General features: G+C 47.8%; 23 protein-coding genes, 1 other RNA gene and 1 riboswitch. Of the genes, 4 read left to right on the forward strand and 20 right to left on the reverse strand.

Annotated features, from left to right (window positions below):
• Positions 1-11: 11 nt before the first annotated feature.
• The 4 genes from C7R73_RS06475 to dapD form a co-directional block, all read right to left on the reverse strand.
• Positions 12-542 carry a DUF2179 domain-containing protein gene (locus C7R73_RS06475; protein WP_106449732.1) on the reverse strand — a complete coding sequence of 177 codons (531 nt, stop codon included), beginning with the start codon at positions 540-542 and terminating at the stop codon, positions 12-14.
• Positions 543-581: 39 nt separating this feature from the next.
• Positions 582-1,088: a hypothetical protein gene (locus C7R73_RS06480; RefSeq protein ID WP_106449700.1), complete on the reverse strand. Its 507-nt coding sequence runs from the start codon at positions 1,086-1,088 to the stop codon at positions 582-584.
• 425 nt (positions 1,089-1,513) lie between these two features.
• Positions 1,514-2,656: a M20 metallopeptidase family protein gene (locus C7R73_RS06485; protein ID WP_106449733.1), complete on the reverse strand. Its 1,143-nt coding sequence runs from the start codon at positions 2,654-2,656 to the stop codon at positions 1,514-1,516.
• Positions 2,657-2,687: 31 nt separating this feature from the next.
• Positions 2,688-3,401 (reverse strand): 2,3,4,5-tetrahydropyridine-2,6-dicarboxylate N-acetyltransferase, encoded by a 714-nt coding sequence (gene dapD, locus C7R73_RS06490; RefSeq protein ID WP_106449701.1) that lies wholly within the window; start codon positions 3,399-3,401, stop codon positions 2,688-2,690.
• A 159-nt stretch (positions 3,402-3,560) separates the two neighbouring features.
• A riboswitch (Lysine riboswitch) is annotated at positions 3,561-3,706 on the reverse strand.
• Positions 3,707-4,048: 342 nt separating this feature from the next.
• Here dapD and C7R73_RS06495 point away from each other — a divergent pair.
• The gene (locus C7R73_RS06495) at positions 4,049-5,215 is read left to right on the forward strand and encodes an aminotransferase class I/II-fold pyridoxal phosphate-dependent enzyme (protein WP_106449702.1); all 1,167 of its coding nucleotides are present in this window, start codon (positions 4,049-4,051) and stop codon (positions 5,213-5,215) included.
• A 309-nt stretch (positions 5,216-5,524) separates the two neighbouring features.
• On the opposite strand, the gene scfB is transcribed toward C7R73_RS06495, so the two are convergent.
• The 5 genes from scfB to C7R73_RS06520 form a co-directional block, all read right to left on the reverse strand.
• Complete coding sequence (gene scfB / locus C7R73_RS06500) at positions 5,525-6,928, reverse strand: thioether cross-link-forming SCIFF peptide maturase (RefSeq protein ID WP_106449703.1); 1,404 nt, start codon at positions 6,926-6,928, stop codon at positions 5,525-5,527.
• Between the two features lie 69 nt (positions 6,929-6,997).
• Entirely contained in the window at positions 6,998-7,153 is a 156-nt protein-coding gene (scfA, locus tag C7R73_RS06505) for a six-cysteine ranthipeptide SCIFF (protein ID WP_084253821.1), read from the reverse strand.
• Between the two features lie 170 nt (positions 7,154-7,323).
• The gene (locus tag C7R73_RS06510) at positions 7,324-8,796 is read right to left on the reverse strand and encodes an aminotransferase class I/II-fold pyridoxal phosphate-dependent enzyme (RefSeq protein ID WP_161525881.1); all 1,473 of its coding nucleotides are present in this window, start codon (positions 8,794-8,796) and stop codon (positions 7,324-7,326) included.
• Between the two features lie 204 nt (positions 8,797-9,000).
• The gene (locus tag C7R73_RS06515; protein WP_192875244.1) at positions 9,001-9,561 is read right to left on the reverse strand and encodes an NADPH-dependent FMN reductase; all 561 of its coding nucleotides are present in this window, start codon (positions 9,559-9,561) and stop codon (positions 9,001-9,003) included.
• Between the two features lie 102 nt (positions 9,562-9,663).
• A complete protein-coding gene (locus C7R73_RS06520; protein WP_161525882.1) occupies positions 9,664-10,515 on the reverse strand; it encodes an SMP-30/gluconolactonase/LRE family protein in 852 nt (283 codons plus the stop codon).
• Positions 10,516-10,744: 229 nt separating this feature from the next.
• Here C7R73_RS06520 and C7R73_RS06525 point away from each other — a divergent pair, with 229 nt between their 5' ends.
• Positions 10,745-11,347 carry a hypothetical protein gene (locus C7R73_RS06525; RefSeq protein ID WP_106449706.1) on the forward strand — a complete coding sequence of 201 codons (603 nt, stop codon included), beginning with the start codon at positions 10,745-10,747 and terminating at the stop codon, positions 11,345-11,347.
• 151 nt (positions 11,348-11,498) lie between these two features.
• Here the strand turns inward: C7R73_RS06525 and C7R73_RS06530 are convergent, their stop codons facing one another.
• From C7R73_RS06530 to C7R73_RS06560, 7 genes are all read right to left on the reverse strand, one after another.
• A complete protein-coding gene (locus tag C7R73_RS06530) occupies positions 11,499-11,699 on the reverse strand; it encodes a cold-shock protein (RefSeq protein WP_086629034.1) in 201 nt (66 codons plus the stop codon).
• A 238-nt stretch (positions 11,700-11,937) separates the two neighbouring features.
• Entirely contained in the window at positions 11,938-13,152 is a 1,215-nt protein-coding gene (locus tag C7R73_RS06535) for an MFS transporter (protein ID WP_106449707.1), read from the reverse strand.
• A gap of 219 nt (positions 13,153-13,371) precedes the next feature.
• Positions 13,372-13,572: a cold-shock protein gene (locus C7R73_RS06540; RefSeq protein WP_086629031.1), complete on the reverse strand. Its 201-nt coding sequence runs from the start codon at positions 13,570-13,572 to the stop codon at positions 13,372-13,374.
• Positions 13,573-13,823: 251 nt separating this feature from the next.
• Complete coding sequence (locus tag C7R73_RS06545; protein ID WP_086627496.1) at positions 13,824-14,024, reverse strand: hypothetical protein; 201 nt, start codon at positions 14,022-14,024, stop codon at positions 13,824-13,826.
• A gap of 258 nt (positions 14,025-14,282) precedes the next feature.
• Positions 14,283-16,028, reverse strand: coding sequence for a CE1 family esterase (locus C7R73_RS06550; RefSeq protein ID WP_106449708.1), 1,746 nt, complete (start codon positions 16,026-16,028; stop codon positions 14,283-14,285).
• 31 nt (positions 16,029-16,059) lie between these two features.
• Positions 16,060-18,471 carry a family 78 glycoside hydrolase catalytic domain gene (locus C7R73_RS06555; protein ID WP_106449709.1) on the reverse strand — a complete coding sequence of 804 codons (2,412 nt, stop codon included), beginning with the start codon at positions 18,469-18,471 and terminating at the stop codon, positions 16,060-16,062.
• A complete protein-coding gene (locus C7R73_RS06560) occupies positions 18,472-19,812 on the reverse strand; it encodes a PTS sugar transporter subunit IIC (protein WP_106449710.1) in 1,341 nt (446 codons plus the stop codon).
• A 186-nt stretch (positions 19,813-19,998) separates the two neighbouring features.
• On the opposite strand from C7R73_RS06560, the gene C7R73_RS06565 reads away from it, so the two are divergent.
• Positions 19,999-21,033, forward strand: a complete 1,035-nt coding sequence (locus C7R73_RS06565) for an AraC family transcriptional regulator (protein ID WP_106449711.1) — start codon at positions 19,999-20,001, stop codon at positions 21,031-21,033.
• 66 nt (positions 21,034-21,099) lie between these two features.
• Here C7R73_RS06565 and C7R73_RS06570 read toward each other — a convergent pair whose 3' ends face one another.
• Together C7R73_RS06570 and C7R73_RS06575 are read right to left on the reverse strand one after the other, a co-directional pair.
• On the reverse strand, positions 21,100-21,309 hold the full coding sequence (locus C7R73_RS06570; protein WP_106449712.1) for a hypothetical protein: 210 nt from the start codon (positions 21,307-21,309) through the stop codon (positions 21,100-21,102).
• Between the two features lie 53 nt (positions 21,310-21,362).
• Entirely contained in the window at positions 21,363-21,977 is a 615-nt protein-coding gene (locus C7R73_RS06575; protein ID WP_106449713.1) for a YdhK family protein, read from the reverse strand.
• A gap of 365 nt (positions 21,978-22,342) precedes the next feature.
• On the opposite strand from C7R73_RS06575, the gene C7R73_RS06580 reads away from it, so the two are divergent.
• A complete protein-coding gene (locus C7R73_RS06580) occupies positions 22,343-22,909 on the forward strand; it encodes a PIN domain-containing protein (protein ID WP_106449714.1) in 567 nt (188 codons plus the stop codon).
• 139 nt (positions 22,910-23,048) lie between these two features.
• On the opposite strand, the gene ssrA is transcribed toward C7R73_RS06580, so the two are convergent.
• Positions 23,049-23,412, reverse strand: a transfer-messenger RNA (tmRNA) gene (ssrA, locus tag C7R73_RS06585).
• A gap of 163 nt (positions 23,413-23,575) precedes the next feature.
• The coding region (locus tag C7R73_RS06590; RefSeq protein WP_153060362.1) for an ATP-binding protein at positions 23,576-24,857 on the reverse strand (1,282 nt) is incomplete at its 5' end.

The following is a 24,857-nucleotide window of genomic DNA, read 5'->3' on the forward strand; positions in this document are numbered from 1 at the left end:
TATTCATTCGTTTATTTTTTGCCAAGATGGACCCGTTTGGACCAGAAGCCGCCGTGGATATACTTGGGATCGTATGAAACCATGAAGGCTTTCGGATCGATTTCCAACACTTTGTTCTGCAGGTGGCGTTCAGCTTTCCGCGTCAGCAGGATTTCAAGCACAAGACGCTCGCCATCTCTCCCGTGGGCTCTGTAGCAAGAGACCCCATAACCAAAATCGCGCAGTTGATTTGGCATCGAGCTGTCCACGTCCTGCGTCATGACGGTGATCATCGTGTAGCCGAGCGCGAGCAAATCCTCGATTTTGATGCCGATAGCGATGCCGGCGCCGTACCCGAGCGCATAGGCCGCCAGATTGAGTGGATTGTCCAGACTGTTCATGACCATCGACAGTCCCAAAACATAGATGACGATTTCCACCATACTCAATAGTGGCGCCAAAATGCGGTAGCCTTTTATCGTCAACATGAACCGGATCGTGTTCATCGTCACATAGCTCAGACTGATCGCGAATATTTTCGCCAATAATCCCCAATCGAACATCGTCATCACCCTCTCCTTTTTTGATTCAAACCTATCCTCTTAGTATTGTGCAGGATGGCGGGTGTATTCCCCTGTTACGATATCCATTTCCAGCAATTCCCCGGTCGTTCCGTTGTAACGGTAAAAACCGGCGGAGCTGGCTACATCGGTGCCGTTTTCGCGGACATTGATGGTGACTTCATTGGCCTCGACCGACTCCACGATGAACAGGTACACATCGCTTTCGACATAGCCTGTCAATTGCGTGATTGTTTGTTTCGCTTCGTTGATCAGCAGTTCCTCTTCAGTAGTTTGGGCAGTATCGGTGGTTGTTGCGGGATCTGCAGTGGCGCTGCTCGTGGACGGCGTTTGTGCCTGCACGCTCTCAGTTGCATCCAGACTGCTCGCTCTTGAAGCAGCTTGACTGGTCGCCTGTGAATCTGATTGTACTTGCGACGTGCTTGTCGCTGCCTCGGTAGTTGTCGTTTCTGTTGCCGGGCTCTGGCACGCGACAAGCAGCCATGCTGTGGACCCTAAAAGAAATGCGGATAATCTTTTCTTATGCATAATTTCCCCTCTTCCATCCAATATATGATTCCATTGTACCTTTTTTGCGAAGAAAATGCTTTTCCCATCCATCAACTTAATCGAACCTTTACAATTTTATTGGATGCGGGGCAATATTGCGGCAGCTCATCTGGGTTGCCCGCTTCGATCAAATTTGGCAAAAAGCGGCTGCCGGAGATGCGCAGTGCAAACTCGCCCTCAGCTCCGGCGAGGCTTCGTTCGCCGGAGGAGACCGGTAATAGATGGGCGCTCCTCCGAGGAAGCTTCTGCTGGTCGGATGAGAGCCTTTGAAAGCGGTCCTGCCATCCGGCGAAACACCCCTCACCGGAGGACGGCAATCGTTATGTGCCCCGAAAGCAAAAAAGCACCCCGGCGAGGGTGCTTTTTGGTTTTATGTTGTGTGTTCGGTAACTTGCTGTTGGCTTTTAGCCCTTCAGCCCTTCCTTTTCCAGGATTAAGTCGTAGCAGGCGATTCCCTGCAGCAGCACCTTTTCATCGAAGTTGAAACGGCTGCTGTGGAGTGGGTGCGTCCAACCCATGTCGGGACGGCCGGTCCCCAGCAGGATGAAGGCGCCGCGGATGCTTTCTTGGTAGAAAGCGAAGTCCTCGGCCAGCATCAATGGTTTGACGACTTCGTAGGCATCTGCCGGCAGTGCGTCCATCAATGTGCCGATCATTTCCGCATCGTTCGTGACCTCCGGATAGAAATCGCGGATATCCAACGTGCAGATGACACCGCTCATGCGTTCGATGCCGGCGCAGATGTCGGCAAGGCGTTCCTTGGTGGATGCATAGACCGCCTTATCGTAGCTCCGGATTGTTCCGGTCATCTCGGCTTTTCCAGCCACGATATTGCGGGCTTCCCCGGCATGCAGCGTGCCGATGTTCACGACAGCTGGTTGCAACGGATCGAGGTCGCGAGCCAGAATGTTCTGGACCGAAAGAAGGATCTGCGCGGCGGCGATCAAGGCATCCTTGCCGAAGTGCGGCTGCCCGGCGTGCGAGCTGACGCCCTCAAGCGTGATGTCGAATTCGCCGTTTCGCGCCATCAAAGGTCCCTTGGCCAAGCCAAGGATACCTTCAGCCAGACTCGGATACAGGTGGTAGCCGTAGATCTTTTCGACCTGCAGCTCCTGCAGGATGCCGGAATCCATGATCCATTTCGCGCCGCCCGGTCCTTCTTCAGCCGGCTGGAAGACCAAAACGACGGACTTTTCCAAAAATGGCAGGGACTTCAGGTATTTCGCGAAACCCAACAACAAGGCCATGTGCCCATCGTGGCCGCACGCATGCATTTTACCCGGGTGAAGGGAAGCGAAATCCACTCCTGTTTGCTCGGTGACCTCAAGGGCATCCATGTCCGCACGGAAAGCTATAGCTTCCGGGGACTTGCCCTTCAGGACGGCTACCCAGCCCGTTTCGGCGGTGCTGATCGGTTCATAACCGAACGACACCAGCTTTTGGCGGACGTATTCCGAAGTCAACGGCAGATCGAAGCCGATTTCCGGAATCTGGTGGAGCTCCCTTCGGATCGTCTTCACCGTATCGTATAATTCTGCAATCTGCATGCTGTTCACCTGGTCCCTCCGCGTGTATTTATTAGTCTCTTAAGTCAGCCAACAATTGGGTTTTTTCGCTAGTTTGAGCGTCCTTCATCTTCACGATTTTAGCAGGGGATCCCGCAACAACCGCATTAGCCGGTACGTCTTCCAATACGATTGCGCCCGCTGCGACAACAGCGCCTTCGCCGATATGCACGCCTTCGATGATGACAGCGTTCGCGCCGACCAAAACACCGTCTTCGATGATGACTGGTGATTTCGAAGGTGGCTCAAGAACGCCGGCAACTACTGCGCCTGCGCCGATGTGGCAGTTTTTGCCGATCGTGCCGCGTGCGCCGACAACCGCGCCCATGTCGATCATTGTGCCTTCGCCGATGATTGCGCCGATGTTGATGACCGCACCCATCATGATGACGGCACTCTTGCCGATCGTCACGTGATCACGGATGAAAGAACCTGGCTCGATGCGCGCTTCGATTTTGGTAGTGTCCAACAATGGAATTGCGGAATTGCGTCTGTCGTATTCCATGACGTGATCTTTGATCTTATCTTTGTTTTCTTCCAAGAAAGGATAGATTGCTGCAGCGTCGCCGAAGACTGTGTAGCTGTCTCCGCTTCCGAAGAACTTCAAGCCTTCGTAGGCAGGATTTTCGAAATCCCCTTTGATGTATAGTTTTATAGGTGTTTGCTTTTCGGCAGCTTTGATGTAAGCCGCGATTTCGTAAGCATCTGTTAATAATAGTTCGCTCATTTTGATGTTTCCTCCCAATCATTTTTTCTGTTCCAACATGCCCATTATAGCATGCCAGCCTGTGTTTGCCCTATGCGGCGGACGGCCGTTTATTCCTGAAATGCAAAAAAAATAGCGGTAAGCGAGTGCTTACGGCTACGGAGACCTGCATTCGCCCAACCAAGCTAAAGCGCAATCCATTGTCATCGGGCAACGACAATGGAACAGCCCCACATTTGTTCAACCTGGGTCCAGCATCTGCATGCTTCGGCGACCGTCCCTTTCCCTTGCGGTACTCTTGACCAGCCGCGACCTCTTTTTGCTTGGCGATTCATTTAATTTTTCTAATCGTACACTTATCCGGCAAACCTGTCAACCGATTCGTGGCAGAAGCTGGATTCCGCTTGGTTTTTCAGTGTTTGGGGGTTGCACGACTAGACACAGGCTGTCCTCCGGATCGGAAAGTGCCGGGCAGGATTGGCCACTCCTATGTGAAAACGCTCATCAAACTCGCGGTTTTCTAATTTTCATCCAAGAGTGTGCAACTTTGCATAGAAATACGGCTGCAATCGTGTTATGTTATTTTCATGATATCAGTCGTCAGCAATCGCTTGACGCACGTTCGACTATACAATGATTAAGGATATTTCATCCGGAGGAGATACACTATGAGCAGAGAAACGAACCGCTTTGTGAAGCAACTGAAAGGATCGCCCATCCGCAACTTCGATGCCGCCATCAGCGATGTGAAGGACTTGATCCGGTTCACGATGGGGGAGCCCGATTTCGATACGCCGGACTTCATCAAAGCGGCGGCCGTGGAGGCTTTGAACCAGAACCAGACGCATTACGCCCCTTCTGCTGGCGTCCTTGAGACACGCAGAGAAATCGTGAAATTCATGGAGCGGAAATACGACTTGCATTACAACGCGGAGACCGACATCATCCTGACGGTCGGCGCGACGGAAGCGATCACCGCAACAATGTTCGCTTTGATGAACCCAGGCGATAAGGTGATCATCCAATCGCCCGCTTTCCCGCAGTATGAATACGTCACTCTTTTGGCTGGCGGCGAAAGCGTCAAGATCGACACATCGGAGACCGGTTTCCTGATCACACCGGAAGACCTGACGGCAGCGCTGGATGCGAATCCGGAAACGAAAATGATCGTGCTCACCTATCCGAACAACCCGACCGGCGCCACTTATACGCAGGCGGAAGTCGAAGCTTTGGCCGCGGTCATCAAGAAATACGACGTCTTCGTGCTCAGCGATGAAATCTACAGCGAACTGACCTACGACGGCAGTCATACATCCATCGCCAAGTACCTCCCTGAGCAGTCCATCGTCATCAACGGCACTTCGAAAAGCTATGCGATGACCGGCTGGCGCGTCGGCTTTGTCGCTGCCCAAGCCGACCTGATCCGCGAAATTTTGAAATATCACCAAAGCCTGGTCACTTGCGGCTCCACGCCTGCGCAGACCGCGGCTGGTGTTGCTTTCCGCGACGGCGATGAAGCGACTGCCACGATGAAAGCTGCCTACCTCAAACGCCGGGACATCCTACTGGAAGGTCTGACTGCTGCCGGTCTGAAGATGAACAATCCGGACGGCGCTTTCTACCTCTTCCCGCGCATTCCGGAGCAGTACGGCGACGATGATTGGAATTTCTGCATCGACCTTGCGCGCAAAGCCGGCGTCGGCGTCATCCCCGGATCGGCTTTCGGCGAATCCGGAGTGGGCTACTTCCGCATGAGCTACGCCGCCAGCGACGAGAACGTCGTCGAAGGCTGCCGACGGATCGTTGCATTTCTGGATGAATTGAATGCGAAATAAGTGAATAAATGTTTAACCGCACAATCCGGCGATTGTGCGGTTTTTTTGTTGCTTGTTGGCCGGAGGTCCGGCCCGCATTCTGAAGGTTTGCTCCGGCGAGAGCCGGCCTCGCCGGAGTTCCGGTTGATTTTTGGATTTCTCCTCCGGGGAGGGTGTCTTCCCCGGAGATGCGGGTGACATCATGTTCTGTCCTCCTGCTAAGACTGCCCTGGCCGGAGGAGCACCCCTCCGCCCACCACAACAACAAAAAGAAGCGCGCAACGGCAACTAGCCGGCGCGCACTTCTCTCATTTTTATCTTGTTGTTTTCTTACTCAGCCGCCATCGCTTCGGCTTCCATTTCGCGGATCGATTCCGCGACCTTCACCATCATCGAGCATTCCACGCGTTTGCGGAACAGGTCGCAACTGAATTCATAATTGCCTTTCAACGACCCGGTCGCATGCAGGGAGTTTGCAGGGCAACCGCCGCTGCAGTACAATTTAGCCCAGCAATCCTGGCATTCCGGTTTGGAATAGCAGTTGACTTCCTTGAATTGGCTTTGCAGTTCCGGTTTGGTCACGCCATCCCAGATATTGCCCAGGCTGAATTCTTCATCACCCACGAACTGGTGGCAAGGGAATATTTCGCCCCAAGGAGTGACAGCCATGTATTCCGTTCCTGATCCGCAGCCGGAGATGCGTTTCTGGATGCACGGGCCTTCGGAAAGGTCCAGCATGTAGTGGTAGAATGTGAAGTCGTTGCCCTCTTCGCCGCGCTTCAGCATTTCCTCAGCCAAGATTTCATACTGTCTGTACAGTGCCGGAAGATGTTCCTCCGTCAAAGCGTAAGGTTCGGATGGATCGCAGATGACCGGTTCCATCGACAGTTTGTCGAATCCGAGATTGGCGACGTGGAAAATATCATTTGTGAAATCGACGTTATTGCCTGTGTAAGTGCCGCGGACGTAGTATTCCTTGTCGCCGCGCCCTTCCACGAATTTCTGGAATTTCGGCAAAATGTAGTCATAGCTGCCTTTTCCGTTAACAGTACGGCGCAGACGGTCATGGATTTCCTTGCGTCCGTCCAAGCTCAAAACGACATTGTACATTTCTTTGTTCAGGAATTCATTGATTTCATCGTTCAAAAGCATCCCGTTCGTTGTGAAAGTGAAACGGAAAGTCTTGTTGGACTCCTCTTCCTTGCTGCGCGCGTATTCGACGATCTGCTTCACGACGCGCCAAGCCATCAACGGCTCGCCGCCGAAGAAGTCGACGTCCAGATTGCGGTGGAAACCGGAATTCTCAAGCAGGAAATCGATTGCTTGCTTGCCGACTTCAAATTTCATGATCGCTCTGTCGCCATTGTACTTGCCTTGGCTGGCGAAACAGTAATCGCAGGTCAGGTTGCAAGTATGCGCCACGTTCAGGCAAAGAGCCTTCACGAATGTTTGGCGGTTCTTCAAATCGATGGAAAGGTCTTGGTACAAGTCTTCCGTGAACAATTCCCCATTTGACTTCAATTCTTCGACATCCGACAGCGTATCGCGGATCTCCGTTTCGTTGATTTCAGGGTCGTTGGCATATTGTTCCAGCATCATCGTGACGATTTCTTCGACAGGCGTTGCTTCGTACAGCGCGATGATGTCGAAGGCAAGGTCGTCCACGACATGCACGGCACCGCTGTAGGTATCCATTACGATATTGTATCCGTTCAGTTTATATTGATGAATCATTTCGGTTTCAAACTCCTTTTTTGTCCATAAAATTGCCGCCCAACTGGAATCAATCGGGCGGACTCTTTTTTACTTAGCTGCTTGTCTAGGGTTCACACAGCTTTGATTAGCGATTCCGCAAGAAGTTTTGCATGCGGATTGGCAAGATGTTTGGCATGCTCCGCAGCCGCCATGTTTGGCAGTATCCTTCAGGTTGCGGGTGCTTAATGTTACGATTCTTTTCATAACGACATCTCCTCTGAAATAGGTTAAGGAAGCATATTGCTTGACAGAAAAATGCTCCCTTTGTGAATTATTTTACCAACAAATTGTTAGTCCGTCAATCTACCGACCTATCAGCATAGTGACCGTTTTTATCAATATCGTGATTCATCCATTAACTATCAAAATGTAAGTTAGTGAGCAAGTCTTTCTTGATGTGTAATTCGGATATTTTTCGGAAGCCCATCCGCATCGCTGTAGACCTTTGTCTCCTTTTCCAATAGCGAATGGATTTGGCGGATAAACCCATCGTTGATCCGTTCCCCCGGGACAAGCAACGGGATACCTGGCGGGTAAGCCCAGACGAATTCGGCTGCCGTTTGCCCTATCGCGTTTTCAATCGGGCAATCTATTTTTTTTGATTCCAAGGCCTGCCAGATTTCGCATTGCTTTTCAGGTAATGCGAAAATTAAAGTTACGTCATTTGAGGTGTGCTCGTCAGCCCCAGAGTTGAGCGTGCCGTCGATGGCCAACAGCGCATCAGCCAAAGCAGCCATAGCGGTGTCAGTATCACAGACGCTGGTCATCGCCAACGCATGATCGCCGTAAGCCATCTCCATTTCGATATGGTATTCGCTTCGCAACATTTCAGAAAGTTTCTGTCCGGTCAATCCAGTCCCTTGCGCCGAAATCAGAATTTTACCTTGGTCGAAGGCGAAAAAGGTCGGGTGCAGCGGTGGATTGTCTTTGCCGTGGCAAAGCACCTTCAAATGCTGGAGCTGTTTCATTTTTCCCGAGAAGTCGGTTAACCTTTGGTTGTAGTTTTCGAATAACTGCTCCCCTTCGTCCCGCAACAAGCGGAAACAGCTGTCGATCGAAGCCATCAGCACATAGGATGGTGAGCTGCTTTCGAAGATGGCAAGTTGCCGGGACATTTCTTCGGGTCTGATCAGGTCGCCAGTAAGATGGGCCAACGACGTCATCGTCAACGAAGGCAAAGTCTTATGCAAGCTCTGGATCACGATATCAGCGCCAAGTGCAGTCGCGCTGGTCGGAAAATGTTCCGAATAATTGAAATGCGAGCCGTGCGCCTCATCGACCATCAATGGGATTCCGTGCGCATGACAGATATCGGCAATCGCCGCGATGTCGCTGACCACCCCTTCGTACGTCGGCGATGTCAGAACGACCAGCTGCGTATCCGGATTTTTTTTCAGCGTATCGGCGATGCTTGTCGTCGAAATGCCGCCATGGATTCCGAATGCTTCATCCATTTCCGGCACCAGATAGATGGCCTCCAATCCGAAAAGTTCGATCGCATGATAGACCGATTTGTGGCAATTCCGGGCGACCGCAATCTTGCCGCCGCGTTTCGTTGCAGCCCGGATTCCTGCCAGGATGCCGCAGGTGCTGCCGTTCACGAGGTAGAATGAGCGCTTGGTGCCGTAGTAGTCTGTGATTTCTTCCATATATTCCTTGAGGATGCCGCTCGCGCCGTGCAGATTGTCGAAGCCCTCTATCTCAGTGATGTCGATGTTGTAAGGAAGATCTGTGCCGAGCAGTGCAGTGTTCCGCTTATGCCCCGGCATGTGCATGGGGATGCTGTCGGACGCCGCATGTGCTTTCAGTCTGTCCAACAAAGACAGTTGCGTTATTTGTTTGTCCATATGTTTGTCCTTTTCTTGGTGATATATGTGTGCTCTCATTATAGCAGAGGGAGAAAGTCAAAAGATGAAAAAATTTGGATACGTTCCTTTGTGTAGGTTTTGGGATGTCCGTGTTTTAAATATATCTTGCGGTTGGTGTCCAGACGTAAAAAATGCCTCTCCTGACTTATTGTCGTCAGGAGAGGCATTTTTGAACAGTTATTTTTATTGTTTCGTGTTTTCAACCAATTGAGTAAAGGCATCCACAATCGTTTGAAAAAATTTCGTATCCTTCTCTTCCTTAACGGATCCGTCTTCGTTAAATATTGTATCGACATTTCCGATGTAAGCTTCGGGTTGCTGCAGCGGCACCATATTCAGAAATACAAGCACTTGTCTTAGGTGATGATTCGCACCGAAAGCACCTATCACTCCTGGAGAATTACTGATGACCGCAGCGGGCTTGCCATCCCACAAGTTAGCTTCATAAGGGCGGGAACCGACATCCAAGGCATTCTTCAACACAGCCGGATAGGATCGGTTGTATTCCGGAGTTATAAGCACGAAGGCATCACAGCCCTTGACCTCTTCACGGAACGGCGTGTAGGCTTCGGGAAGCATTCCTTCCACCTCATCGAAATCCTGGTTGTACAATGGCAATTGGCCGATTTCAATGAAGGAAACCTCGTATCCGTCCGGGAATAATTTTGAAAATGCTGCCGCTACTTTTTTACTGTAAGCCTCTTTCCGCAAGCTACCAACTAAGAACCCGATCTTTTTCACCATAACAATCGTCGCCTCTCTTATTTTGGAATCTTCTTACACTTTCACTATAACAGAATAAATATTTCCCTCAAACAATTTGCTGATTTCGGCTGGAATAGCCTTTCAACCCAGCTTCACGCGGAACAAGCCACCAGCCAGTTCCTCTTCCGTTTCGCCGTCCTTCGCAGTCGTGATGTAGAGATACTCCAGATCCTTACCGCCCAGGCAACAGGAAGTCGCATTCTTCACCGGCATCAGGATTTCCTCAAGCTTTTTGCCGGTCTCCGGGTCCCATCGGCAAACTTTGCCGCCGCCGTATTGCGCCACCCAAATCATGCCGTCCTGGTCCACGCACATGCCATCCGGATTGCTGCCGTCGGTGATCTCGACCACATATTTCTCGAAATTCGCTTCACCCGTTTTTGTGTCATAAGCATAACGGCCAACTTTTTTGGTCGGCGTGTCGATGAAATAGAGCGTCTTTCCATCCGGTGACCATCCCATACCGTTGGCCAACGTGAGGCCATCCAAAACCGTGTGGACCGTCCCGTCCTTTTCGATGGCGTACAAAGCGGCTTCCCCTTCATAGGTATCTTTATAGCCCATCGTCCCGACAAGTAGGCGGCCTTTCGGATCCAACTTCCCGTCGTTGTAACGCATCCGTTTGTCGTTGTGAGCCTCGGCCACCAGTTGCTTCTCCTTCGTCCGAGTATCGTTCCGGAAAATACCGCTCATTTCAGCTTCCAGAATCATCCCCTCCTGATCGAGCACGGCGCAACCGACCGGTCCATCGGTCAAGTAGGTCTGCACCTCACCTGTTTCCGGGTCGATGGCGTAGATCATGTTGTTTTCAATCGAAACGCAATAAAGCAAGCTGTTCTCCGCATCCCAGTGCGGCCCTTCCAACAATGTCGAACCCGCATAGAAAACCAGTTCCGGTTTCCGCATCTTGATTTGATTAGTTCTTTCTTCCATGTCCATACACCTCTGTTTTGTGTGCCATTCGTAATTTCAGTATATAGCAACACAAAACGCATTCCAATTAATACGATTTTGCGGAAGCTGTCTTTTTCCAACTTTATTATATTAACCCAATCGTCATTTGGTCGATGTGTATGATTCTTCGTCCAAACAGAAAGGATGTTATAATGTCTGTATAAATAAGGTCGAAAAGCCATTCCCAGAATTAGTCAGGAGGATTTCTATGAACACAAACAACATCGAAAAACAAAACAGCCACTTGGAATTGCAGGATAAAGCGGTCCAGGATATTTTCGCGCTTTATCAGGATTATCCTGAAGTGCCTTACATTTCCAAAAAACGCGATAAGGAAGGTTGGCTGAACGCCGTCCGGATAGGATCGGAACAGCTCGTACCCAAACGCAACATGATCCGTTTCGAGGAAGATATCCTGCCGGGGCATCTGATCCTGTTGTGGCGCATCCAATTCGGTACGTTCACGAACGAGAGCGGTTATCCGAAATATTTCGAATACAACTACGGCATCAATGGCCCTCAAGCGTTAGATGAAGTGATCGAAAAAGGCTATGCGGTGGAACTGTCAGCGACCGATTCGCTGGATCACCTGAACGCCGCTAGCCTGAAAGCCATCCTGAAACACTACGAAGTGGCCGGCTATTCCAAAATGAAGAAGCCCGAACTGATGGAACTTGCGAAACGGGAATTGAGCGAAGAACAACTGGCATCACAGTTCGCGCTGAGGGGATACCGCATCACTCCGGAAGGCGAAGAGATCCTAGCAAAATATCCGGAAGTCGTCGATCGTCACCCGAAAAAGAAATATTAATGGAACACAAACAAGCATCCAGAATTCAATTTCTGGATGCTAATTTGTATGGTTTTCTACGATCATGGTCAGATCGCTGGAGCTGGGTTTGAAAAAAACCGAAAAAAAGAACCTAATCCGAAGACCAGGTTCCTATAAGTTTAATTTTGAATTAAGCTTTGTTTACGTTTGTTGCTTGAGGTCCACGGTTACCTTCTTCGACGCTGAAAGTTACTGCTTGTCCTTCTTCTAAAGATTTGAAACCTTCAGATTGGATAGCTGAGAAATGTACGAATACATCGTCTCCGTTTTCGCGTTCGATGAAGCCAAAACCTTTGTCTGCGTTAAACCATTTTACTGTACCTTGTTCCATAATTGAAAATCCTCCTCGTGCTATTGCACATATATCATACATTGTTGCTAACGCTACGGATCGGAATTTTCGTAATGCAATTCGTTTCTCTAACCCAACAAAATGTTAAATTCATTGTATCATGCTTTATTCAATAATGCAAATCAAGTTAGACATTAAATCGCAAATGCGACTGCTTTAAGAAAGAAAACCAGCATCTGATACGCTAAATTTCGTTGATTTCACCGGTGATTCGGTTTTAAATCGACTGTTCTACGCCTTCTTCGACTTTTTTTTCCGATCGTCTCTCCTCTATGATGTAGTGCCCCGCAAATCCCAGCAAGAAAACAATCGATACGATGACGGCACTCATGCCGGCAAAAATGCCGAATGCATCCGATAAAGCCCCTGTAACCATCGGCATGATGATGGACCCCAATCCACCGATGACCAATAAAGTGCCCAGAGCCATTGGATACGTCCGGACTGTTTTCCCGACAGCAGCGATGATCGTCGGATAGATGCCGGCCATCGAAAAACCTACACCAAAAATCGCCAATGTAATCAGACGGACATTAGTTGTGGACAGCAGCAACAAATAGAAAACTGCTGTGCCGGAGCAGGTAAGCAACAACAGCGTCCCCTTCTTGAAGAGATCACCATAGTAGGCACAAAGAAGTCTGCCGGCCAACATCGCCACCCATAGGAGCGAAGCAAGGACTTGGGCGTATTCAGTCGTCATCAGATTTGAATCCACAAAATATTTGACCATCCATCCATTGATGCACGCCTCTGCAGCCAGATAAAAGAAAAGTATGCCTGCACCAGTCCAAAAGCTTTTCAGTTTAAGAAAGGCATAGGAAGTAACTTTTTCTTTTTCCCCAGTTTTATCGTCAATCTTCATCTTTGAAAAAAGAAGCATCGACAGAAGAGCCAGCGCAACGATCACTCCAGCAGCGACTTTCCAGCCCGTTTCCCCAAATAACCGGGAAGATATAATGACCAAGAATGGCGCGCTCAATGCCCCGATTGCAAAGATGCTGTGAAGAAAACTCAAGGCAGCGGGACTGCTGTCCGATACTTCATTCACAACGCTATTGTTAAAATTGGAAATGCTTCCCCGACTGATGCCTGTGAAAAGGAATGCCAATATCAACAAGACAGGGTTCCCAGTGATCATCATGATGGAAAAACCCACCACGACGAAACTGCACAGAAAGATGATTGCTTTTTTTCTGCCCAAATAGACAGGAATAATCCCGGCTAAGAAGCCTGCAGTGAGGTTTCCCAAAGAATGGGCTGAGAGCAAGGTACCACTCATGGTGTCACTCAAACCATACTCATCGCTTATCAGCGGCAAGAATGATCCCAAAATCATCGCATACAACCCATTCACCGCAAACACAAAGAAGCAACAAAGCAAGATATACCTCTCTTGTTTGTCCAATCTGGAATAAAACGTTTCTTTTACCAATCCTTGTACACACTCCTCATTTACAGTATTTTATTATCCGCAACGAACGGTAATTCTAACAAGCGCTTACTGCCATCATATCACAATGAATAATATGTGGTTACGGACGCCTCTCCCATTTCACAAAGTGGACACGAATGGCTGATTGCGCTGCGGACTTCTGTTGAACGAAAAAAAGAACCTGATCCGAAGATCAGGTTCCTATAAGTTTAATTTGAATTAAGCTTTAGTAACGTTTGTTGCTTGAGGTCCACGGTTACCTTCTTCTACGCTGAAAGTTACTGCTTGGCCTTCTTCTAAAGATTTGAAACCTTCAGATTGGATAGCTGAGAAATGTACGAATACATCGTCTCCGTTTTCGCGTTCGATAAAACCAAAACCTTTTTCTGCGTTAAACCATTTAACTGTACCTTGTTCCATAATTGAAAATCCTCCTCGTGCGTTTTGCACTTTATGATACATTGTTGCTAACGTTACGAATCGGAATGTTTTGAAACAATTCTTTTCTGCGCTTCACAAAATGTTAAAGTCATTGTACCATGGATTTTTTGATTGTGCAAGCCCTATCCTCTTTTCTTGTGATTCCAAATATAAAATATAAAAACATAAACTATCAAAAACCACTAAATAAATAGAGAAGCAATCCTTTGCGGGATCGCTTCTCTATTGCTTTATTTTTTTTCTTTATCAAGGATTTCGGATATTTTTCTGTCGACATAATTTAAGCCCATACCCATGAAATATTCAGCCAGATCTTCATCGCTGATATCTTTTACATCGTATCCGCCCTGTTTTCTTTTAGCGGCATACCCTTTTCTCATTTTTTCAAGCATGTCTTCGGGTAGCTCCACTTGGAATTTCTTCATTGTCATCGCAACCGCCTCCTATGTCGTTGTTAGCCTGAGCGATCGGATAAGGTAATGTTACTTCCGCATTGTTCAGGTAACGCTTTCATTATACCCTTCTTTTCAAAATATATACAGAATTTTATTTCTGAAGCAGCAATATATTCGATAATTGTTATTTGAATATGACAAAAACCCTTGAAGAGAGTGGATTTTCCAACTCTAACTTCAAGGGCTTGCCCATTGTTTTTCAATTTAAATCAGTGAAGCTGTTATTTCAACCGCTCATTCTTCAGAACTGTTGATGATCAGTTCGCCGTTCTCGGTATTTCTTTGATAATTCTGGAAGAAATCCCAGATGAATGCGGCTTCCGGCTTGTAGTTCCAGTGCGCCAAGTCCTTGACGGCCGCCAATTTCATGACGACGCCATTTGCATTTGATGCCGTTCCAACAAGCATTTGCTTTTCACCGAGGGACGTCCATTCCTGATTGTCCAACGCAACGCCGTAGAATTCGTTCAACGACAGATCGTATTGCGGCGTTGCCTCAAGCTTGTTGATTTTTTGGTAGGCTTGGATGAACGGGAACATGTCGACATTCGGGTCATTTTGGAAAATGCCCGGTGTGCCGAATTGGCCGGAACCATCCACAGGGATCATCTGGAAATTATCGTGATCGCCGCAGATGTAAAGATATGGTACTTCAGGCCCTGCATAGGTTTCCGCGATTGCGGTAAGTTCCTGTTTGTCGACACCCGGTGCTGAGACAGCTGCCACTGCCGCGAAAATGCCCGGATATTTGACGCCCATCAAAGTAGCTTTGGATCCGCCAGCCGACAAGCCGGTGAGATAGATCCGCGAAGGGTCGATCTGCGGATATTTTGCTTTCAGGTCTTCGATCAGATTCAGGACGCCTTCTTCACCCAATCCTTCGACGCCACCGAAATTCACTTCTTTGTCTTGCCACTCCGGTGAGACGACGATCAGATTTTCTTCAGCCGCCAACTCTGTCAACCCGCTGGCATCACCCTGCAGTCTCGGATCGTTCGCAAATCCATGGAGCGTCACGATCAACGGCACTGTATTTTCATCCTGATCCATTGTTGCTTCTGGAATGTACTCGTACCAAGTATACGCACCCTCCCCGTTGACGGGTTCAGCTATCATCTGATTATACGTGATGCCGAGCTCCTCAAAGTCGGGAACCGCAACAATGGGATAAGGGTCCGTGTATTTGCTGACGTCAGCCATGTAAAACTCCGTCAGTTCGTTATGCATGCGGTAATTTTTCGAGAAGACATGCTCCCATGCATTGTCATAGGCTTCCTGTACGGTTGCTTCGTCCGCGTTCACAACGACTTGCTGGAACGCATTATCCTGATTGCTGTAAACGATCAAATCGTCCTCTGTAAGCTGTTGTTCGGCCTCATTGGCTGAAGTGTAGAAATCCGTTACTGCCTCTCCGGCATTGCTGAGGTATACGGGAACCGGAGTCGTCGAGGCGCTATCCGCTTCGACATCCCCGCCGTACAGCATCATCCCAGCGATTGGATAGCTTTTATGCGCCAGAAAGTTGTTGGCGAAGGTCGCACCTTCATCCAGCGCCATCACTTTGACGTTCTTCACAGGCGCTTTCGCCAACAGTTTGATGAAGGCTTCCGCATCCTCCGCTTGATAGCCGCTCTCATTCAAAGGATTGATCACGTAAGCCTGCCCTGCCCACTCCTGGACATCCGGCAACAGTCCGATTTCTGCCAACAGTTCTTCTGCTTCCGCCTCGGTCTTTTGACCTGCGTAAATATAGAAAGTCGGCGTCAGCACATCCGAGCGTGAGCTTACGTAGCCGTCCTTCATGGCATCATAGGCAAAGAAATGCAATTGTGACGCTTCATCCATTTTCGTCTCTACTAAGGTGATGCCTGATTCCGGCGAACTTGCGGCAGATTCTGCCGTTTCGGATGGAGCCGTGCAGGCGCCTAGGTTCAGCAACGCCATCAGCATGGCCGCTTGACCGATTTTTCTTATATTCATTATTTTGCCTCCATTATTTTGAAATGGTTATTCAAACATTTACCCGTCTTATGGCTTCGATCGGATCAGCAGTCTGGAGCGTCAGCCTGATTGTTTGGCGCTCGCCTTCCGCGGCTGTAATTTCTTTGTTGATGATTCGATACGCGTCGCCTAATCGGAAATCGTAGTCGAACGATTCCGGAAGGGTCACACTGTACATGATTCCATTGTCACCAAGCCGCTCCCACCGCGCTTCAATTTCTCCCTGCGCAGTGAGTAGCGAACCATTCACATCTGTCAGATCCGTTGGGAAATAAGGGGCCAATTGAATGCTGCGATCTTTTTTGACGGAAATACCGATCAGTTTTTCCATCATCCAGACCGTATATGAAGAATACATCGCATGGTTCAGTGAGCCTTGCACGGTATTCGTACCTTGCTGCAGCGGGAAATATTCACTCAAGGTCTGATTGCCGTTCGCCAACATGCCAAGATAATTCGGTTCCTGGCGGCGGGACAGCCAATTGTAGATCAAATCATCTGCACCGAAATCGGCTAGGATGGTGTATGCCCACGACATTCCGAAAATGCCGAAGCGGAAAATGCCGGCATCATCGCTGATGCGTTGAATCAGTTTTGCTTCAAGGGAACGTTGCTCCTCAGCATCCCGGAAAAGTCGCGCCTTCAAGGCGAAAACAGCGCTCGATTGCGTCCCGGAGGCAAAGCTGCCGTCCTCGTTGCGGAACAGATCGACGATTGCACTTCTTGCTTCCGCGATGCGCGAATCCAAGGTTTCCATCATCGTTTCGGAGACAGTGTGCGCAGCAAACAACGCTTTGTATTCCTCCAAAAGGATCAGGTACATGCTGGCCGAACAGAACTCCTGATCTGGCGAGACGATGCGGTTTTTCTGGATGCCGGCATCGACGGATCCCCAGTCGCCGAGGCAACAGTAACGGATATAATCGAAATCGAAAGCCAGCAGGTAATCCAAATGTTTAACCAATTCAGGCAGATGCTCCTGCACAAAGGCCGCATCTTGGTAATACTGCTGGATTTTTGCGGCAAGCACCGGGAAAACGAGCTGCCAGCCCAAGGAACCGGCCCCGTTGGAAGTGCCGTTCGTCATGATTCCTACGTAAGGGGCTGTCTGCGGAATGCCGCCTTCCGGTGTCTGATCATAAGCGAAATCCATAAAGACTTTCTTCAGCAGATTGTGCATATCGTGGCTGTAAATATGGGAATCCACCAATGCGACGATATCGCCGCCATAGCCGAAACGTTCTCTTGTGCAGTCTTCGAAGTATGAATGGATATTGTTCAAGCGGGTGTTCCGTGCTGCTTCCCACAGACGGTTCAATTCATCCGAAGACGATTGGAACCAGCTGACAGAAGCGAGGTCGGTGTATACGCTGTATGCCTGGATGTTTGAAAGCAACTTCTCCAACACATCTGCACGCGGTTTTGCCTTAACCAGCACATAGCGGAAGGAGTGATAACAGTACTGGTTTTCAAAATGGAAAGGTTCTTGTTTATTTTTCTTGATGACGTCCTTCTGGATGATCGGATCACTCGCATTTATGCCGTGTTCCTCATCCGTCACTCCATAAGTTCCGCTGATGCTGGAATCAAAACTAATCGTTCCATCAGCGTTCAGTTCCTCGGCGTACAGGAAAGTGACTTGGCCCAGATAATCGGCGGCGATGTCGCAAAGGAAATGCCCGGACAGGATCGTCCCGAAATCGATCAGGATGCCTCCGTTTGCAGAAAGGTTCGCGACCACGGCAGGAAGGTAATGCTTCTGCCTCCTGATTTTAGGTATGAAACTGGGCGCCAAACTGCCTCCCGGTCCAGCGATTTTTACCGTCTTCGGTTTTGTGTCTGCCACCGGATCAGCATCCGTCACCACTTCCCCGATGTACAGATTATTGAACAGATAGTTGCCCGATTTGCTTTCCCAGCTCGAATCCGAGTCAATCACGATTTTTTCATTTGTAGCAGTCGTGATCGTCAATCGACTGATTAGGCAAGGTTTTCCGACAGCGAGTTGCTTGCGCACATTGTATTTTCCCAAAATGGTGATGGGAGCCGCATTGTACCAACCATCCGCCAATTCCACCGACAGCTTGTTGCAGCCCTTCTTCAAAAAATTTCGGATGTCATAGGTGTCGTAATAGACCGTTTTGTCGTAATTCGTCACATCGTTGATCAAGTAGGAATCGCCCATACGCTGCCCGTTGACATACAAGGTGTAATATCCCAAGCCGCAGATATCGATTAAAGCCTCTTCAATTTCATCGCAGACATCGAATTCCTTTTCCAAGATAATGTTGGGCCGTTCATTCAGAAATTCTGCTTCTTTTTCAAGCGGATTGTCCAACCGTGTGATCCAGCTGGCCTGACCCAAGCTGATGCTTAAAGGTTGGATCCTTCCGTTTATCATTAGTTGATCCGGTGCAGCCATTTAACGGATTCCTTCAGCTTCCTGAACAGTCGTTTCCGTAACCGTGGTGTCCATTTCTTTTTCCTCTTTGTACAGCTCTTTATCGGCCATTCGAACGAAAGGAATCCAAACAACTGTCGTAATTGCGATCAGGGCAATCTGCAGGAGTGAACCTCTAATGCTGCCGGTGACAAAGTAGCCGCTGATGATTGGTGGCGTTGTCCATGGAATCTGTGCCAATCCTGTCGGAAGTGGTACTAGGCCAATGGCGAAAACGAAATAAGCGACAATAGTTGATATAGCATTCGAGAAGATGAACGGGATGAAGTACAAGAAATTCAGCATCAATGGGATACCGAACAATGCTGGTTCGCCGATATTGAACATGTAAGGGACGCTTGAGATTTTTCCGACTTCTTTGTACTGTCTGCTCTTCGCTACGATCAGAATCGCGATAACGGCACCCACAACACCGATCGAGGCGAAATGATTACGGAAGCTCATGCTGATGATGTTCGGAGGAATTACGCCTGCCAATGATGCAACCTTATTTTGATCTTCCAGAACTTGGTGGATGGGATCCATTACGGCTTGGATGATCGATCCGCCGTGCAGTCCGAAGAACCACAGGAATTGCTCGAAAATCTTGACGACGACCAAGCCACCGATTGAGCCGCCTAGGTAAGTCAATGGTTTTCCTAATGTACCGTTGATCAATGTCAAAGCGTCACTCTTCAGCAACAACTCGATGATCAAACGGATGATGAAGAATGTGGTGACGACGATGAAGGAAGGGATGACCGATTCGAATGGTCCGGCAACTGCGGGCGGAACGGATTCCGGCAGTTTGATTTTGATTCCTCTTTCTTCGATTTTTTTGTAGATGATGGTGCTGAACATTCCAACCAAGATGGACAGGAACATCGATTGTGCGCTGATTTTTGTGATATTCAGAAAATCGACGCCTTCGATGTTATCCAGCGGCGTCAGCAAAAGGAAAGAAACGACTGCTGTAATGATGCATTGCAGCACGTTTGTTTCCAGCTTATCCGCCAAAGATTTCGCCATGGAAATAACGACGATCAAACCGCCTACCGCCAACGTTGCACTGTTCACGTATAATAATTTGGATTGCCACACAAATGCATTTTCTGTGCCTAAAATCATCGTTATAAAGTCAGTAACCTGGGTGATCGGGAAAAAGGCGATGATCAAAAAGATTGAAGCGATAAAAGTAAAGGGCATGTATGCCAACATGGCATCCCTGACGGAAGTCAGGTAAATATTATTGTTCACCTTGGTTGCGAAAGGTCCAACTGTATTTTGAATCTTATCGCTGAGGGACATTTTTTCAGTATTCATGAATTTTCCTCCTATATTTGATACTTCTGTGCAAAGAACAATGTCAGGCGAATCATATTGACTAAATTTATCATCCGGATTATCATTATGGTATCGCTAACAAGTACATCTTAACGGATAGACCGTAATTTATTAATATCATATTCTTACGAGATGATTGACCATTTCTTACCTAAAGGAGATTCCATGGATAAAGCACAGATTCGCGAAAAACTATTCACCCATACAGTGACAGAGAAACTTTATCTTCAGAATGCAGACGGTCCGCCGTCGGATTTCTTCGAAAATTTTGATTCCTACCTGAATGAGGACGCTGAACGCGTATATCGTTATACGTTCGAAAAAATCCTGAAAAGTGCTGAAGAGCGACAGAAAGAACGCGCCGCTTTTATCGAAGGCAGCCAACTGCTTATCCTGAAACACGCACGCTTTTCCTATACCCCGTTGCACGTCCATGATTTCATCGAAATGAACTACGTCTATTCAGGCAATATAGATATTATAATCGATGGGACAGAAATTTCATTAAAAGAGGGAGATTTTTGCATCCTGGACACCGGCGTCTGCCATCGAATCCTAGATACGGGCGAAAACGATATTCTGATCAACTTCTTGATGCGGAAGGAGTACTTCTCGACCCACATGTTGAGCCGGCTGGCCTCAAACAGCATCATCACTCAGTTTGCAGTCAACGCCCTCTCCAAAACACAGAAACATGACCGCTACCTTCTTTTCAACACAACGAACAGCGAATTCCTGATCGACGCCATCGAGGGGATGCTCGTCAATTACTATGAACCGTCATCCTATTCAAAAGATGTGACCGATGCCTATATGATCATCCTCTTTTCCGAGTTGCTGAAGGCTTTTCAACAGAAACAATCCAGCGAACACCGCAAGGCCGATCATTCCTATATCGGAGACATTCTGCTCTTCATCGAAAAGAATTATCAGGACTGCAGCCTGCAGCAGATTGCCGATACTTTCAAGTTCAATCCAAGTTATCTGAGCCGATTCATAAAGAGCCAGACCGGAAAAACCTATGTTGCGTTGGTTCAGGAACTGCGCCTCAACAACGCCTGCATCCTGCTGAAGAACACCGATACCCCGATCGAAACCATCAGCGAACAGATTGGTTACAGGAACGTCACTTTCTTCTACCAGAAATTCAAGCAAGCCTATGATATGACGCCGCACGAATACCGGATGAAAGTGAATTGATGCTGCATTTTTAGGCGAAAAAATGACCGCTCTCCAACTAAGGAGGCGGTCATCACTGTTATTAGCTTATATTCTTTTCTTGAAAAGATCCCAAATCGAGAACGTGGCTTTTTTGTATATCCGGTTGTAGGCGGTCCTTTTGGCGTCACGGATCAAGCCCATTCCTTTTTTACCGTAGAACGGATTTGTTTTACGCTTGATTGCCCGTTTCACCTTTCCGGTTGTCCTAGCCTTAAATGAACGTTTCAGGTTTGGTTTGCGCATACCGAATTTCATAATGACCAGTCCTTTCTTGCATACAAATATATTTCTGTATGATCGAGCTGCGGTTAAGGCTCTTTAACCGGCTCAAGTTCCATCTCAGTCACCCACTTATGATTTTTGATCGTTTCCCCAGTGACCGTATCTATATAATCCACCATATAGACTGTAGTCGTTTCAGAGGCATCGATAGTGGCAGTCGCGCCGCTCATGCCTTCCGTGTGCTCAGCTTCCAGCACCACTTCACTGCCAACGCCGAATGGGTCTGTTCCGGCATCCATGATTTCCTCCTGGATAACCCATTGATGGTTCTCCACTCTTGGATCTCCATTGGTTGGCTCATAAGAAACTTCGTAAACGATCGTGTCGAAGGCTCCAACGACTGTCGCTTCTGCACCTTCCATGCCTTCCATATGTCCTGCCTGCATGATGACGGAATCGCCAACTTTATAAGTAGGATTTTCAGCTTCCATCAACCCTTCAGGAATTACACCGGAATCGTCATGGACCATATCCCCCATGCCTTCTGAACTGCTTGTGGAAGACTCCTCAACCATGCTTCCCATCGAAATACTTTCAGATCCGACAGAAACTTCCTCCGTGCCGTTGTCTGTTGAACAAGCGGCCAATAATACGGCAGCCGATAGACTGAACAAACTCATCAACATTTTTCTTTGTTTCATTTCTATCCATCCTTTCTCATGGTAATTCTGTCTAGCTATAAACAGTGTAAAGGACAAAAATATAATTATCAAAGAATAACCCATATCTCGACTTCTCGCTGATACATTTAAGCTGATCCTTTTACATCAATGAATTTTTTGGATATTTTTTTGAAAGCAGAAAAATTGGGACCCTTGCACTTTTCAGTTGCTTTATTATATGTCAAAAATCAATTTTATTGTATAATTAATTTGTAAGCACTTTATATTTGCAGAATCTGATGCATAAATTAAACTCAGGCTTGTGAGGATAGTTTTAAGAAGCAAGATGAGGATGGAATGGATTACTTAAATATATCAAATTACATAAAGAAATAGGTGTAGTTATGGGATATTATTTTGTTGATTATGAAAACGTAAAAATGGATGGACTGAATGGTATAAATAAGCTCGAACCAAGTGATAAGGTGTGTATATTTTATAGTGAACATGCAGATACTTTGACATTCGATCTTCATAAAAGAATTAATGAGTCGAAAGCCACCATTACGTTTCAGAAGGTCGAAGTTGGGTCTAAAAACGCATTAGATTTCCAATTAGTGACTTTTTTGGGTTATGAAATTGCCGGCAAAAAAGAAGATGAGTACTATATCGTGAGTAAAGACGCTGGATACAATAGCGTTTGTATTTATTGGAAAAGAAAAAAGATAGGCATCTCAATAGTCGCAAACTTAACTCGATTAAATATAACTCAGGAGCAACAGCAGCTCCTTCAAAAAGTTGTAAACCTCGTAAATGATAAAGAAATTGCAAAAGTAGTGACTGACTTCATCATTAAATATAAAACAAAACAAGGGATTTATAATGCTCTTTTAGAAAACTATAAAAACAAACAAGGAATCGAGATTTATCAAGCAATAAAACCACTCCTCAAAGATAAAAAAGGAGAATAAGCAACATGTTTTAAGATTTCTCACCAAGAAGTTATGCGTAAACTAACCTATAATGATAAATGTGATTTCAAAAAAATAACCCTTATAAAGTCATATGAATCGCTTCATATCAACATTTCTAAGGGTTTCATCTTCATCTAGATGGAGACGACGGGAGTCGAACCCGTGTCCAAGCATATCGGCACTTCCAAGTCTACGCTCATAGTTAAACTATTGGAATTCGCCTTGAACTAGCCGTTTAACAGGCATTATTGTTGGCTAATCTGATTGATCTCTTCTGATTCCTCCAGATGGAAGGTCACAGCGTATCCCACATCATTGAGACCCTGATCTGAGTACATGGGCGATACCAGGAGGATCTTAGCTAGCTACAATTAAGCAGCGAAAGCTAAAGTGTTGTTTTGTGTTTTGTCAGTTGTTTTAACTGTAACGTTTTAGCGTAGACGTAACCTACGGAGCGCATCAAAAGCTCGACCTATACCTGTCGAATCCGTAACGTCCCCGTTATGGGAATGCACAGAGTTATCTTGCATTTCATATTATACGGCATCCATTCCAAAAAGCAAGTATTATGCACAAAATATTTTACAATCAAAAAAGTAAAGAACCACTGGCCGGGGCTATTGCCCCGGCCGGTGGTTCTTTGTCCATCAGTCACTGTCTCGCTTATTTACTCATGTCTTCCAATTGGAAATGGATGGTTTCCATCGCTTGCAGCAACGCTTCTGCTGTATCCAATGAAGTCAAACATGGGATGTTGTTTTCGACTGCTTCACGTCGGATCAAGAATCCGTCGGTCTCGCTAGTCTTACCTTCTGTCATCGTATTGACAACCAGATTGATGCGGCCGTCACGGATGGCGTCAAGAATGTCGTTGCTGTTTTCATTGATTTTCTCAATAACGTCGACTTTGATTCCTTCTGCTTCCAACGCTTTGCCGGTGCCTGTTGTAGCAACGATGTGGTAGCCCAATGAAATCAAGCGTTTCGCCAATGGGATAATTTCTTCTTTGTCTTTATCCGATACTGTCATCAACGCTGTACCGTAGTCAGGCACATTCACGCCGGATGCGATAAAGCCTTTATACAAAGCTTTCGGCAAGTTGACATCTTTACCGATTATCTCTCCGGTAGACTTCATTTCAGGTCCAAGAACCGTGTCGACTTTCTTCAGTTTGCTGAAACTGAAGACTGGCATCTTCACGTATACGCCTGATTTTGACGGAACCAGACCTGTTTTGTAACCCATATCCTTAAGTTTCAGCCCTAGAATTCCTTTTGTGGCCAACTTCGCCATCGGGATGCCGGTCACTTTGCTCAGGAATGGGATCGTCCGGCTCGCGCGCGGATTCACTTCGATGATGTAGACGACGCCTTCGCTGATGACGAACTGGATGTTCACCAAACCGATGGTGTTCAAACCTTGCGCCACGCGGATCGTATAATCTTCGATCGTTTGGATCAGTTCAGGTGACAAGTTTTGCGGCGGGTAAACAGCGATCGAGTCGCCCGAGTGGACGCCGGCACGTTCGATGTGTTCCATGATGCCCGGGATTAGGACGGTTTCGCCGTCGCAGATCGCATCGACTTCCAGTTCTTGTCCGATCAGGTAATGATCGACCAGCACCGGACGTTCGGGACTGGCCACGACCGCTTCGCGCATGTATTTCTCAAGGTCGGCTTGGTTGTAGACGATCTGCATCGCCCGTCCGCCCAATACGTAGGACGGACGCACCAAGACCGGATAACCGATTTCGTTCGCAACTGCGACCGCTTCTTCAACGGTCACGGCTGTTTTGCCGGGTGCTTGCGGGATATCCAAGTCGCGCAACAACTGTTCGAACAGTTTGCGGTCTTCGGCGCGGTCCAGATCTTCCAGGCTCGTACCCAGAATCTTGACGCCGTGTTTCACCAATTTGTCGGCCAGGTTGATGGCCGTTTGGCCACCG

It is taken from the genome of Trichococcus alkaliphilus (genome assembly GCF_003008695.1).
Taxonomy (GTDB): domain Bacteria; phylum Bacillota; class Bacilli; order Lactobacillales; family Aerococcaceae; genus Trichococcus; species Trichococcus alkaliphilus.

Bases quoted from the DNA above. Each gene is read 5' to 3' on its own strand.
- C7R73_RS06545 (WP_086627496.1), bottom strand. From the start codon at position 14,024: ATGACAATGAAGAAATTCCAAGTGGAGCTACCCGAAGACATGCTTGAA.
- C7R73_RS06560 (WP_106449710.1), bottom strand. From the start codon at position 19,812: ATGAATACTGAAAAAATGTCCCTCAGCGATAAGATTCAAAATACAGTT.
- scfA (WP_084253821.1), bottom strand. From the start codon at position 7,153: ATGAAAAGAATCGTAACATTAAGCACCCGCAACCTGAAGGATACTGCC.
- C7R73_RS06580 (WP_106449714.1), top strand. From the start codon at position 22,343: ATGGGATATTATTTTGTTGATTATGAAAACGTAAAAATGGATGGACTG.
- C7R73_RS06575 (WP_106449713.1), bottom strand. From the start codon at position 21,977: ATGAAACAAAGAAAAATGTTGATGAGTTTGTTCAGTCTATCGGCTGCC.
- C7R73_RS06480 (WP_106449700.1), bottom strand. From the start codon at position 1,088: ATGCATAAGAAAAGATTATCCGCATTTCTTTTAGGGTCCACAGCATGG.
- scfB (WP_106449703.1), bottom strand. From the start codon at position 6,928: ATGATTCATCAATATAAACTGAACGGATACAATATCGTAATGGATACC.
- C7R73_RS06510 (WP_161525881.1), bottom strand. From the start codon at position 8,796: ATGGACAAACAAATAACGCAACTGTCTTTGTTGGACAGACTGAAAGCA.
- C7R73_RS06495 (WP_106449702.1), top strand. From the start codon at position 4,049: ATGAGCAGAGAAACGAACCGCTTTGTGAAGCAACTGAAAGGATCGCCC.
- C7R73_RS06570 (WP_106449712.1), bottom strand. From the start codon at position 21,309: ATGAAATTCGGTATGCGCAAACCAAACCTGAAACGTTCATTTAAGGCT.
- C7R73_RS06520 (WP_161525882.1), bottom strand. From the start codon at position 10,515: ATGGAAGAAAGAACTAATCAAATCAAGATGCGGAAACCGGAACTGGTT.
- C7R73_RS06565 (WP_106449711.1), top strand. From the start codon at position 19,999: ATGGATAAAGCACAGATTCGCGAAAAACTATTCACCCATACAGTGACA.
- C7R73_RS06515 (WP_192875244.1), bottom strand. From the start codon at position 9,561: ATGGTGAAAAAGATCGGGTTCTTAGTTGGTAGCTTGCGGAAAGAGGCT.
- C7R73_RS06530 (WP_086629034.1), bottom strand. From the start codon at position 11,699: ATGGAACAAGGTACAGTAAAATGGTTTAACGCAGACAAAGGTTTTGGC.
- C7R73_RS06550 (WP_106449708.1), bottom strand. From the start codon at position 16,028: ATGAATATAAGAAAAATCGGTCAAGCGGCCATGCTGATGGCGTTGCTG.
- C7R73_RS06555 (WP_106449709.1), bottom strand. From the start codon at position 18,471: ATGGCTGCACCGGATCAACTAATGATAAACGGAAGGATCCAACCTTTA.
- C7R73_RS06475 (WP_106449732.1), bottom strand. From the start codon at position 542: ATGTTCGATTGGGGATTATTGGCGAAAATATTCGCGATCAGTCTGAGC.
- dapD (WP_106449701.1), bottom strand. From the start codon at position 3,401: ATGAGCGAACTATTATTAACAGATGCTTACGAAATCGCGGCTTACATC.
- C7R73_RS06540 (WP_086629031.1), bottom strand. From the start codon at position 13,572: ATGGAACAAGGTACAGTTAAATGGTTTAACGCAGAAAAAGGTTTTGGT.
- C7R73_RS06485 (WP_106449733.1), bottom strand. From the start codon at position 2,656: ATGCAGATTGCAGAATTATACGATACGGTGAAGACGATCCGAAGGGAG.
- C7R73_RS06525 (WP_106449706.1), top strand. From the start codon at position 10,745: ATGAACACAAACAACATCGAAAAACAAAACAGCCACTTGGAATTGCAG.